This window comes from Peribacillus sp. FSL K6-1552 (assembly GCF_038005205.1).
Lineage (GTDB): Bacteria > Bacillota > Bacilli > Bacillales > DSM-1321 > Peribacillus > Peribacillus butanolivorans.
This window is the reverse complement of the sequence record NZ_JBBOST010000001.1, coordinates 3531291-3543746: the sequence shown is the minus strand read 5'-3', so window position 1 is coordinate 3543746 and position 12456 is coordinate 3531291. Positions and strand designations below refer to the sequence as shown.

General features: G+C 37.2%; 12 protein-coding genes. 9 read left to right on the top strand and 3 right to left on the bottom strand.

The window, feature by feature from the left end; all coding sequences use genetic code 11:
* Nucleotides 1–4 precede the first annotated feature (4 nt).
* From NST21_RS16920 to NST21_RS16905, 4 genes are all read left to right on the top strand, one after another.
* Nucleotides 5–694, top strand: a complete 690-nt coding sequence (locus tag NST21_RS16920; RefSeq protein WP_056520761.1) for a response regulator transcription factor — start codon at nucleotides 5–7, stop codon at nucleotides 692–694.
* A complete protein-coding gene (locus NST21_RS16915) occupies nucleotides 687–2102 on the top strand; it encodes a sensor histidine kinase (protein ID WP_056520759.1) in 1416 nt (471 codons plus the stop codon). Before NST21_RS16920 ends, NST21_RS16915 begins: the two co-directional genes overlap by 8 nt.
* Nucleotides 2103–2119: 17 nt before the next feature.
* Nucleotides 2120–2560, top strand: a complete 441-nt coding sequence (locus NST21_RS16910; protein ID WP_340890357.1) for a FixH family protein — start codon at nucleotides 2120–2122, stop codon at nucleotides 2558–2560.
* Nucleotides 2561–3051: 491 nt separating this feature from the next.
* Nucleotides 3052–3810, top strand: coding sequence for a CAP domain-containing protein (locus tag NST21_RS16905; RefSeq protein ID WP_340890356.1), 759 nt, complete (start codon nucleotides 3052–3054; stop codon nucleotides 3808–3810).
* 243 nt (nucleotides 3811–4053) lie between these two features.
* Here NST21_RS16905 and NST21_RS16900 read toward each other — a convergent pair whose 3' ends face one another.
* The gene (locus tag NST21_RS16900) at nucleotides 4054–4521 is read right to left on the bottom strand and encodes a spore coat protein (protein ID WP_098176322.1); all 468 of its coding nucleotides are present in this window, start codon (nucleotides 4519–4521) and stop codon (nucleotides 4054–4056) included.
* 158 nt (nucleotides 4522–4679) lie between these two features.
* Here NST21_RS16900 and NST21_RS16895 point away from each other — a divergent pair, with 158 nt between their 5' ends.
* Nucleotides 4680–5453 carry an SDR family oxidoreductase gene (locus tag NST21_RS16895; protein WP_053346579.1) on the top strand — a complete coding sequence of 258 codons (774 nt, stop codon included), beginning with the start codon at nucleotides 4680–4682 and terminating at the stop codon, nucleotides 5451–5453.
* A gap of 62 nt (nucleotides 5454–5515) precedes the next feature.
* On the opposite strand, the gene NST21_RS16890 is transcribed toward NST21_RS16895, so the two are convergent.
* Together NST21_RS16890 and NST21_RS16885 are read right to left on the bottom strand one after the other, a co-directional pair.
* The gene (locus tag NST21_RS16890) at nucleotides 5516–6871 is read right to left on the bottom strand and encodes an MATE family efflux transporter (RefSeq protein WP_340890354.1); all 1356 of its coding nucleotides are present in this window, start codon (nucleotides 6869–6871) and stop codon (nucleotides 5516–5518) included.
* Between the two features lie 129 nt (nucleotides 6872–7000).
* Nucleotides 7001–8110, bottom strand: a complete 1110-nt coding sequence (locus tag NST21_RS16885) for a mechanosensitive ion channel family protein (protein ID WP_223305485.1) — start codon at nucleotides 8108–8110, stop codon at nucleotides 7001–7003.
* A 201-nt stretch (nucleotides 8111–8311) separates the two neighbouring features.
* On the opposite strand from NST21_RS16885, the gene NST21_RS16880 reads away from it, so the two are divergent.
* From NST21_RS16880 to NST21_RS16865, 4 genes are all read left to right on the top strand, one after another.
* Nucleotides 8312–9391: an undecaprenyldiphospho-muramoylpentapeptide beta-N-acetylglucosaminyltransferase gene (locus tag NST21_RS16880; RefSeq protein WP_056520748.1), complete on the top strand. Its 1080-nt coding sequence runs from the start codon at nucleotides 8312–8314 to the stop codon at nucleotides 9389–9391.
* A 52-nt stretch (nucleotides 9392–9443) separates the two neighbouring features.
* Nucleotides 9444–9593: a DUF2639 domain-containing protein gene (locus NST21_RS16875; protein ID WP_082527397.1), complete on the top strand. Its 150-nt coding sequence runs from the start codon at nucleotides 9444–9446 to the stop codon at nucleotides 9591–9593.
* 304 nt (nucleotides 9594–9897) lie between these two features.
* The gene (locus NST21_RS16870; RefSeq protein WP_340890353.1) at nucleotides 9898–11001 is read left to right on the top strand and encodes an endospore germination permease; all 1104 of its coding nucleotides are present in this window, start codon (nucleotides 9898–9900) and stop codon (nucleotides 10999–11001) included.
* Entirely contained in the window at nucleotides 10982–12454 is a 1473-nt protein-coding gene (locus NST21_RS16865; RefSeq protein WP_056520744.1) for a spore germination protein, read from the top strand. The genes NST21_RS16870 and NST21_RS16865 overlap by 20 nt, the downstream gene beginning before the upstream one ends.
* The last annotated feature ends 2 nt before the right edge of the window (nucleotides 12455–12456 follow it).

Below are 12456 nucleotides of genomic sequence, written 5' to 3'. Positions count from 1 at the left end.
TAACATGCACGCTTACACCATTTTAGTCGTTGATGATGAAGAAGATATGCGTAATTTAGTTGAAATGTATTTGCTTAACTCAGGGTATCGATGCCTTCAAGCTGCAAATGGTAAAGAGGCTATAAGTCTGGTTGAAACACATGAAGTCGATTTAATCCTTTTGGATATCATGATGCCAGAAATGGACGGTTTTTGCGTCTGTGAAAAAATCCGTTCAAGTTCGGATGTTCCTGTAATTTTTGTTAGTGCGAAAGGTGAAGAATGGGATAAGGTAAAAGGGTTGAAGCTCGGTGGGGACGATTACATTGTAAAGCCATTTAATCCGGGTGAACTCGTAGCAAGGGTGGAAGCGGTATTAAGAAGAACAGGGAAAATGTCATTGAATGAAGAAAATCAAAATTCCGTCCGATTCGGTAAAATCAATTTAAACCTCCAATCAAGAACGGTTCTGCTAGATGGGAAGCCAATCAATTTGACCTTGAAAGAGTTTGAATTGCTTCTATTTCTTATGCGTCATAAAAATCAGGCACTCAGCCGTGAACAACTACTTGAAAATGTTTGGAGCGGAGAATATGGAGGATCTTTACGTACGGTCGATACCCATATCAAAACGCTTAGGATGAAATTGAGGGCGGCCGATTATATTCAAACTGTCTGGGGAATTGGTTATAAGATTGAGGAAAAAAATGAGTAATAAGTGGTCATCACTCTCTTTTAAACTATGGCTAACTATCATTACAGCAATCATTCTTTCAGTGTTGTTCGCTTATTCTCTTTCTCAATATTATTATAAAAATTTGTATGTGGAAAAGTTGAAAACCGATCTAGTCAATGAAGCTTCCTTGCTTGGAGCGGACTATTTCGGAGGTGAGATCAGTGATGACTTCAAACAACAAGTTGAATGGTTTAACAGTAAAAGTGACAGCGAGGTCTTTGTTGTCAATAATCCAAGGGAATTAAGTGCCTGCCTTCCCTTTGAAATCAATTATGACACCCTCATTTCTGCAGAAGAACGGCAAATGCTCTTAGATGGAAAGGTTGTTGAAAAAGAGGGATATGAGAAAAGGTTTGAAAAGAACATCGTAGCGGCTATCATTCCCTTGATTGATGAAGACCGCCTCGAAGGTATCATCTATACATATATTCCTGTAGACTCGATTACAGATTTACTTAAGGAATTTGCTGCAAAATGGATGGCAGCCGTTCTCTTATTCTTAATTTTTTCCATTTTATTGACAACGAAATGGTTGAAAAAGCTAGTCAGTCCGATTAAGGAAATCGAGACAGCTGCCCATCGTGTCTCAGAGGGAGATTATGACATACAGATTCAGGTAAAGAGCCATGATGAAATAGGGAATCTAGCACATGCTTTTAATGAAATGGCCAAATCCATTCATTTAGAGGAAGAAAGAAAAAAAGAGTTTCTCGAAAATGTTGCCCATGAACTCCGGACGCCGCTGAGTTACGTGAAAGGTTACACGCAGGCTATATTGGATGGTGTTGTGAAAAATGAGGAAGAAGAGCAAAAATATCTTCAACTTATTTCAAGGGAAGCACTTAGGCTACAGCGGCTTGTCGGTGATTTGATGGACTTATCTAAATTGGACAGTGATCAATTCACTTTAAATAAAACTCCGATTGCCTATGCGCAATTCATTGAAGATGTACTTGCCAAATATGAACCGATATTAAAAGAAAAGCAGCTTGGTTTACAGCTCGAACTAGATCCGGATCCAATTATACTAGGAGATGAAGGAAGGATAGAGCAAATCCTTCATAATGTCTTTGATAACGCCGTTAAGTATACGAATCCAGATGGATTCATCAAAATTACTTTAAGACAGCATAAAGGAGATTGTGAGCTCATAGTCACTGACACGGGTAACGGGATTCCTGCAGCTGATTTACCTTATGTCATGAATCGCTTTTATAGAGTAAACAAAGCACGAAGCCGATTTGATGGCGGATCGGGGCTGGGTCTTTCCATCGTGAAAAAATTGGTGGAGCTACAAAATGGTAAAATTGAAATAGAAAGCAGGGAACATACAGGTACAAAAGTCAGCATTGTGCTTCCGACCATAAAAGACGATTGGACTTCATAAAAAAGGGGAAACGTTCAATGATAAAAAAGATAATGTTATTATGTACAGCTTTAATCTTGTTGGCAGGATGTGGCAAGGAAGAGGAAATTCCGAAAATGCTGAATGTCGAGTTAACTGTCGATCCTGTTCAAGGAGCAATAAATGAGCCGATAAAGTTTCAGGCAAAAGTGACTTATGGGGATGAAGAAGTGACAGATGCGGATGATGTCAGTTTTGAAATATGGCTTGCAAATAGTGATGACCATGACAAAACGGCTGTAAAACATAAAGGAAAAGGTATCTATGAATTGGAAAAAACCTTTGATAAAGAAGGAACCTATTATGTTTATGCTCATGTAACGGCAAGGAATATGCACAACATGCCTAAAAAGGAATTCGTCATAGGCAAACCAAGTCAGCCTGAAGAAAACGGAGGTAAAAAGGAAATGGACGAGATGAATGATGAAGAAAAGAAATAATAATTTTACTGATAAAACTAAAACAATTCGGGGTTTACCCGGATTGTTTTTTATTTTTGGAAAAATAAAGGATTTTTAAATAGTAGTTTTAGAATATATGAAATTTAAATTCTCATTACTTTAAAAAGTACACAGAAAAATGACGAAAATCAACTTTAAATCGATAAATTTGTAACATAAAAGTAAAGAAAGTCATACTAGTGAGTTCGACAACGAGATGTCAACTAAAAGTTATTAGTATTCCATGGAAATGGTTCTATGTAACTACCATTGACAAGGATTGTTTGGGAAAATATGAGTATATGTACTAGATCCCAAAACATAGATAGAGAAAGCTTTCTTGATTGCTTTCGCTGAAACTTGGATTATAATTTTTTCACATTCGTTACCTGTAAATCACATGGAAATAAATGGTGTCTATATTACAAAAAACGCATGTTATGATGAATCCAGAAACAAAACACCAATGAACTTTACAGGAGGAATTACGAATGAAAAAGAAAATGTTTATGTCAGCAGCAGCAGCAGCAGCTATAATTTTCACTGGAGTGGGAGCTAACCAAGCAGAAGCAGCAAACTGTGATACTGTTAAACAAGTAACATATAAATCTATTAATCAAGAGGATATGCAAAAAGTCCTTAACCAATATTTAACTAAATACAACATAACATTACCTGCTTCACAATCACAATCCTTACAAGTTCAAAAACCGGTTCAACAACCAGTTCAACAACCAGTTCAACAACCAGTTCAAAAACCAGTTCAACAACCAGCTCAAGAACAAGCTCAAAAACCAGTTCAAAAACCAGCTGGAACTACGAATTCACAACCTGAAAAAAATACTGATGAAAAAACAGAGACAAGCTCTGAATTAAGCGCTTTTGAACAACAAGTGGTTAAATTAACTAATGCAGAGCGTGCAAAACAAGGTTTGGCAGCTCTTAAAATAGATACAGAATTGAGCAAGGTTGCTCGTTTGAAATCTCAAGATATGAAAGACAAAAATTACTTTGATCACAATAGCCCAACTTACGGCTCTCCATTTGATATGATGAAAAAATTCGGAATCAGCTACACATCAGCTGGGGAAAATATCGCACAAGGTCAAAAAACACCTGAAGAAGTAGTTGAAGCTTGGATGAACAGCCAAGGACATCGTGAAAACATCATGAACTCAAGCTTTACTCATATCGGAGTAGGCTACGTAGAATCTGGTAACTACTGGACTCAACAGTTCATCGGAAAATAATAAGAATGATAGATTAATAGAAGAGTGTACCCTGGGAATCATATGGGTGCACTCTTTTTTTTATTCAGTCGTTGAAATATATAGGATAGATAAGGGAATTGATTCTAAAGAGAATGAATTCCATCAAATCCGCGTATAATTTTAGTCGATACTGCTATAAATAGCATCGTTTTTACAAATACCCGCATCAACACAAAAGCAGGAACCGCACTTATTCATTAGTGAGGCTCCAGTAACGCCAAATTAAATATCGGATACATCAATTTCTGAATACTGGGCATTGAAACTTTTCTGCAGACGGATTTCCAATGTTGATTCTTTAAATTGTGCGGATGCTCCTTTCTTCTTTACAAGAGCTGGCAATGTAATTACATGCCGGTCCGTCTCTTCTGGGATTCCCTCAACGATGGATTGATTAGATGTATGGTAAAGTTTCATTTTTTTTAGCCATGCTTCATCTTCTATGGGAATTCTTACAAAGACAAATAAATGGGTTTCAAATACCTCGGCATGTAAAGGGTGTTCAGTTCTGGTATTTTCTTTTTGTGAGCTAGTATCGTTTTGTTGCATCATTCCTTGCATATTTTCAGGGATCATCTGCGAAAATACCTTTTCAATGAACGACTGTACATCACTTTGCTGCATACTTTTCATGAAATCCTTTTGGTTTGAGTTATTTTTTAAAGAAAAAAGTGAATTCCAAGGAAACATGTTGAATTCCTCTCTCCTGCAATCAACTGACAGGGTTATTTCTGTTATTTTATGCAGGCTGAAGCCTAGATGTTCATTTGTATATTTGCTAAATTATAGAAAATGAATCAAACTTATGTATAATTAAGTAAAATCCATTAGATAAAGAGGGAAAGCCTGTGGATGATAAAGTAGCTTTTATAACTGGAGGAGCAACGGGAATCGGCAAGAGAATCGCCTATTCACTCGCAAATAATGGAGTGTCTATTATCATTACGTATCGAAAAAGTAAAAAAGCAGCTTTAGCATTGGTGACTGAATTGCAGGAAAGGTACCATATTAAGGCACTCGCTCTTGAAGGTGATGCTTCAAGTGAGAAAGATTGCAAACAGGTAACAGAATTGGTCATAGAAGCCTTCGGACATGTTGACATGTTCATTCATAATGCTGGGCCATATATGCATGAACGTAGGCCTATGACCGAATATAGCAGTGATGAGTGGAATTACATTATGAACGGTAATTTAAATGGTTTTTTCTATTTTGCTAAGGAAATTATTCCTCATATGCGCAGAAGAAGTTGGGGGAGGATCATTACTTTAGGGTTTGACCGCTGTGAGACGGCACCAGGTTGGATTTATCGTTCCGCTTTTGCCGCAGCCAAAAGCGGATTGACTTCCTTAACTAGAACTTTAGCGGTTGAAGAAGCAACAAATGGAATCACCGTGAATATGGTCTGTCCCGGCGATATTATTGGTGAATGGAAGGAAGAAGAGATAATAGTTGCAAAAGGACAAAAGGATGTAACTGTTCCAATTGGCAGACCGGGGACGGGAGAAGATTTAGCTCGAGTCATCACGTTCTTATGTGATGAACAATCCGATTTTATTACCGGAAGCATCATTCCGGTCACAGGTGGAAAAGATGTTTTGGGGAAAATTCACAAAGCTTAGTTTGTTTAATTTGGTTATTAAAATGGAAAAAGGTGAGTCCGTTAATTCGGCCTCACCTTTTTTTAAACCATTTTTTTATATTTTACTTGCTGTATATACCTTAAACGTGCTGCCAAACCTATAGCTCCAAGAGCCAAACCGGAAATTAAGCCAATCCAATATCCGAAGGCTCCCATATCTGTATATTTTGCAAATATAAAACCGATGGGTAGTCCTAGAATCCAATAGGATACTAGAGACATAGCAAAGGTAACATTTACATCTTTATATCCTCGTAGTATTCCTTGTATTGGTGCCTGGAGTGCATCAGAAATCTGAAAGAAGATTGCATATATTAAAAAATGTGATGTCAGCATCATTACATTATAGTCTTTTGTGTAAGCCGACGCGACGGGTTCACGGAAGAGAAATAGAATGGCCGACAAAACAAGCGACATCGTTAATGCCATGGAAATCCCAATCCAGCTGTATTCTTTGGCATCTTTATATCGAGCTGCCCCGATTTCAAATCCAATTACAATTGTCAATGCCATTGATATACTTAGCGGCATCATATAAAGCAATGATGCAAAATTCATTGCAATCTGGTGCGAAGCAATTGTCACGGTATCATATTTACTCATCAAAAGGGTAACGGCTGAGAAAATACTTGTTTCAAAAAAGATAGCCAGCCCGATAGGCACCCCAATTATTAATAGTGCACGCCACTCTTTCCAGGAAATCCGGAAAAACTCACGGAAAACTTTATAGGTCGAAAATGGGCTGATTTTCACCACAACAAGGATGGCAACCATGGCAATTAACCAATAAGTAATTGCTGTTGCATACCCTGAACCAACGCCGCCAAGTTCGGGGAATCCAAACTTTCCGTATATTAACAGGTAATTAAATATGACGTTAATTGGCAGTGCACATAAGGTTATTATCATAGAAATTCTAGTTTGGCCAAGCGCATCAATGAAGGCTCTCAACGCATTATAAACGAATAGGGGAATAATCCCGATTGAAAGGGCGATCAAATAGTCATGGGCTACCCGGTGGACAGTATCTTCAAGATTCATGGCATTTAATAGGGGGTTTAATGCAAACGCCCCAATGATTAAAATGACTAAAGCTAAAGTGACGGCTAAATAAACTGCCTGCATTACTGAATAGGAAACGGATTTAGACTGCTTGGAACCGACGAGCTGTGAGACCACCGGCGTTAAGGCAATCAAAATCCCGCTCAACCCCGTATAAACAGGTGTCCAAAGTGAACTACCGATTGAAACGCCAGCAACGTCCTCCGTACTGTACTGTCCAGACATCATCACATCAAAAAATGTCATGGCATAAAGGCCAATTTGAGTGATCAGAATGGGGATTAATATATAAAATAATAGGCGGATCTTTTGTGATTTTGTATAAGTCTGATTCATCGATGTACCTCAATATCAATATTTGAAATTTTCCACACAATGAAAGAATTATATCACATAAGCTTGTGATGGTTTAAGTTTTTATTTGATACTAAAAAAGACTTACCGTAATAACGGCAAGTCTTTTTGTCAGTCGCGCATGGATTCAAATTCATTCATGTCCGCGGTTGAGTCTTTTTGAAGGATGAATGCTTGTGAAGGGATGGCGATTTGAACGTCTTCTTTTTCAAGTATCTCCATTATATTAAAGTTAACATCTTCTTTGATTGATAGATATCCCCCAAAGTCTGTTGCATTTGAGAAGAAATAAAGGTAGAGATTGAAACCGGAATGACTAAACTCGTCAAATTTCACAAGAATCGTTTCTGGATGTATTTCTGGGTGTTCAATGAGCATATTTTCTATTCTCTTAATGACGTTTTCCAACTTATCTTTTGGTGTTGTGAAATTTATACCTAGATGAAAAGCAATCTGTCTTTTACCCATTTTTGACCAGTTGATGATAGGTTCATTCGAAAGGGTAGCATTCGGGACAGTAACTAAAGCTTGGGCAAAAGTCCGTACTTTGGTACTTCGAAATGTGATATCTTCAATGGTTCCTTCCACGCTTGGTGTTTTGATCCAATCACCAATGGTAAAGGGTTTTTCTGTAACGATGACAATTCCTCCAAAGAAATTGCTGACGGTATCCTTAGCGGCAAGTGCAAAGGCTAATCCTCCTAAGCCAAGTCCGGCAACAAATCCATTGACGTTAAATCCCCACTCTTCCGCAATGATAGAGAAGCCCAAAGCCATGATGATTATTTTAATGATTTTTGTAAAGAATGGCATGACAATTAGATCTACCTCAAGACCGAATTTACTGACCAATTTCGGAAAAAGGATGGTTAAGATCGAACTGATATTTATCATCGTCCAAAAGAATAAGAAAGCAAAAAATGAACGGTATATCTTCGATTTTAATTCATCCGAAGGTATGTCAATCGGAAAATAATACAACGATAGAATCACACCGAGCAAAACGATAAGCCATCTCATCGGCTGTTCTAAGGCAAGCATTAAGTTGGCTGCAAATTCAACTTTGCGTTTTTTTGCAACTCGTAGAAAGAACTTGAATATATAGGTGGTAAATACTTTCCGAAGCAAAAGGACGATTAGAAAAATACCTATTGAAATTCCTAGTTTGGTCCATGCCTCTATTCCATCAAATTGATGGAGAGATTGAGAAACTTCTTGCAATGTATTACTCCTCCAATGTATCTTGTAGTATTGTAGAATACTAAGATTATAATATATTCATAATGAAAAAGGAAAATTAATCGATGATTACATTTATTACGTTACATTACGGTTCACTGAATACTTTTTCAAGTTATTAATGTTAGGGATATATGGTAATATGGATGCAAAGTGATTTTTTAAGTTTGGAAGGTGGAAATATTGACTAAGAAAATAGTGTTTACCGGAGGCGGCTCAGCCGGCCACGTGTCTGTTAATGCAGCCATTATCCCGGAATTTTTAGAGCATGATTGGGATATTACTTATATTGGTTCAAAAAAAGGTATAGAAAAAAATATTATCGAAAAGGAATTTCCTGAAATCCGTTATGAAACGATTTCAGTTGGTAAATTCAGACGATACCTATCAGCGGAGAACCTAAAAGATCCGTTCCGAGTCATTAAAGGGATTTTTGATGCACGAAAAATTTTAAAAAAGACAAAGCCTGATTTCATATTTTCAAAAGGCGGGTTCGTATCCGTACCAGTCGTATTGGCGGGAAGGATGCTGAGAATCCCGATTGCCATACATGAATCGGACTATACACCTGGCCTAGCTAATAAAATTGCAATGCCGCTTGCATCGAAAATTTTCACCACGTTCCAGGAGACAGAAAAGGACTTGCCAAAAGAGAAGGCCATGTATCTTGGAGCAGTATTACGGGATGGGATTTTTTCTGGAAACGCTTCGAGTGGAAAAGCATTTTGTGGTTTTACGAACAACAAGCCAGTGTTACTCGTTATGGGTGGCAGCCTTGGAGCTGTAAAAATCAATAAATTGATTACTGAAAACCTTGAAGCATTATTAAAGGACTACCAGATTATTCATATTTGTGGAAAAGGGAATGTCCAAACGGAATTGAAACAAAGAGGGTATGCTCCTTTTGAATATGTCCACGAAGAATTATTTGACCTTTTAGCAGCGGCTGATGTAGTTGTTTCAAGGGCTGGATCAAATTCAATCTTTGAATTCCTTGGTCTGCAAAAGCCAATGTTGCTCATTCCGCTAAGTGCCAATGCATCTCGTGGGGATCAAATTTTAAATGCTTCAAGCTTTGAAAAACAAGGTTTTTGTAAAGTCATTCAAGAAGAAGATTTAAATGATCAAATCTTTAATAGCACATTAGCTGATTTAGTGAATAAATCAGATGAGTATCAAGCGAAAATGCGTCAAAAGCGCCCATTCAAAACGGCGGCTGAAATGTATGAATTATTAATTGATGTAATGACAGCAAAAAAATAAGTATCAATTCCCTCTTCAAAGCATATCTTTTTCGAACAGAGGAGGGGGTAGTATGGCTTATAAATATTCCAAAGGATGGTTCGTTCAACAATTAAAAGATGCAGAAATAAGATACCATCCAATTGAGCGAAGAAAGCTGGAGCTTTATAAAACCCATATTTTGAGACGTTTATACGAAGACCTGCAAAAAGAGAAACCATAAAAGAACCGTAACTGCTAGTACGTTGCGGTTCTTTTTTCTAAACGTCGTTAACTTTTTGTGAGGAGATTAGTAAACCTAAAAAAAATTGTGAAAAGTCTATAATAGTAGAATAGTACGAAACTAGAATAAATAATAAAGAAGCCGACTCTTTTTGGGAATTTCTAACTAGAGGATCGGCTTCTTTTTTGTATGAAAAATAATCCTTGGATATAAACCCTATATTCAGCAAAAGATAAACCTCAATAATATACAGTAAGCAGTTGCTGGTTCCTATATAAAATACTTTAAGTTCGGAGTTTAAAACATGACAAAGATTAATTTCAAATCCTCACTAAATATTGTTGTCCTTTCAGTAGGATTGCTGAATCACGTTATGATTATTCCTCTCGTACTAGAGGTAGCGGGAAGAGATGCTTGGTTATTTGCCGCTCTTACAGGACTTTTATCAATAGCTTGGGGGTTCCTTTTATATTGGATATTAAAAAAGAAAAAAACAGAACATCTCTTTCCCTGGCTGGAAAATCGGATTGGTAATCGATTTACCAAGCTGATTTTCTTTTTCCTCGTAATTTATTTGATTACGATCATCTTGACGACAGCTAAAGATATGGTTGACTGGATCAATACAACTTCTTTAAATCAAACACCACCATTTGCCATTATTATTCCTTTTGCGTTGATATGTGCTGCACTTTCTTACTCGAATCTTAGATCAATTGCTATTAATTCAGCTATTTTATTACCTTTTGTCATTATCCTTGGTATCTTTGTAGCCACTGGTAATATTCCCGAAAAAAATTATGATTTTCTATTTCCTCTATTCGAACAAGGCTATTTTCATGGCATTAAGTCAATGTACTACATAGCAAATGGATATTTGGAGTTGATTATCATTATATTGTTCCAGCATCACCTATCTAATGGGGATTCCATTCAGCTGAAAACAGTTATTGGAATGATGGTTATTGTAACTATATTAATTCTCGGGCCGCTTACTGGTGCCATTGTTGAGTTCGGGCCCGTCCTGTCTAATGAAATGCGCTATCCGGCTTATGAACAATGGCGACTGTTGACAATTGGAAAATATATTGCCCATACTGACTTCTTTTCCATATATCAATGGCTTTCAGGCGCATTTATTCGAATTTCTATAGCCATGTTTTTAATTCCTGATTTATTAAGAGTCAAATCACCGCTCATTAAAAAGGGGATACTCATGAGTCTTGCCATTATGATGGTTATCATCACTATTATTCCTCTTAGTAATATCATTTTTTATGATTTTTTAAAGAACTATTATTTTCAAGGAACTTTCTTTTTCCTTGTAACCATAATTCTTTTGTTTACAGTTACCGCAGTTATACAACCTAAGCGGAGGGAGGTTTCTGATGAAACTATTCAAAAATAAACAAATTGAACAGTCATTTTATAACGAAGAGTTCTTCCGGCAGCTTTTCAGCAATAGTCCGGACGTATCATTTAAGGTGATATTAGGTGAAAATGATGAAACAGCTAAAATCACTTTATTTTTTTATCCTGGAATGGTAGATACTCTTGAGTTGAATGGCAATGTATTACGAAACCTCAAATCAATGTTAGATAAGAAAGATAATATTCGAAATATGATAACAGCATTTCATCCTTCATTAGCATTGACAGAAATTTCTTGCAGTCCAATTGACAACGACGATATAAATAGACGGATTTTTAGCGGCGAAGTGTTAATTTTCTTTCAACAATCACAACAGCTATTTTCATTACCTTTGCCTGATGTTCCCAACCGGAAGCCAGAGGAATCTTCATTTGAAGTATCCCTTCGTGGACCACGTGATGGATTTGTTGAAGACCTTTCGACAAACGTTGCTCTCATTCGTAAACGGCTGAGAACAGGTTCCCTCTCTTACGAAGAGTTTATTATTGGAAATCGCAGTCAAACTACAGTAGCACTGATGTATATAGATGACATCATCAATCCTGAACTTGTTAGGCTCGTCCGTGAAAGACTGAATACTCTAGATGTTGATGTGTTAATTAGTAGCCATCAGCTTGAGGAACTCATCTCTAAAGGGAAATTCAAATTATTTCCTTTGACTCATTATACAAGCAGACCCGATTTTTGTGTCGGATCATTAACCCAAGGCAGGTTTATAGTACTTATGAACGGTGCACCTACTGTTATCATAGCCCCGACCACTTTATTGCTTCAGATTAAAGCAGCTGAAGATTCGAGTCTTCCTTTTCTATTCGTTTCTTTTGAACGGTTTCTTCGTGTATTTGGTTTGATTTTTTCTATTTTACTTCCAGGGTTTTGGGTAGCTTTATCAGCATATAACATTGACCAGATGCCTTTTCCTTTACTTGCAACAGTCAGCATCTCAAGGTTGGGCCTACCTGTTTCTGTTGCCATTGAAATGTTCCTTATGCTCGGTTTATTTGAGCTATTTCGAGAATCTGGAGTAAGGCTGCCACAAGCAGTTGGTCAAACTGTGGCGGTTGTAGGTGGTTTAATTGTCGGTGATGCAGCTATCCGTGCCGGTTTGACGTCCCCAACGATGCTTGTTATCGCTTCGGTCACATCAGTCGCATCCTATACATTAGTTAATCAATCTTTAACCGGGACTGTCTCTGTGCTTCGTTTATTTATCTTAATATTAGGTTCTGTCCTAGGCATCTATGGTCTTCTTGTTGGTTTCTTAATTGTTACTTGTTGGGTCTCTTGTCTTGAGTCATTTGGAGTTCCATATATGAATGAATTTTCACCGCCTAATTTCCAAAAACTAACAGATGCTATTTTCAAAAGACCGTGGTATTCAAAGAAAAAAAATGAAGGTGCTCTTGATCGCACGCAAAAGGGGGAGTAACA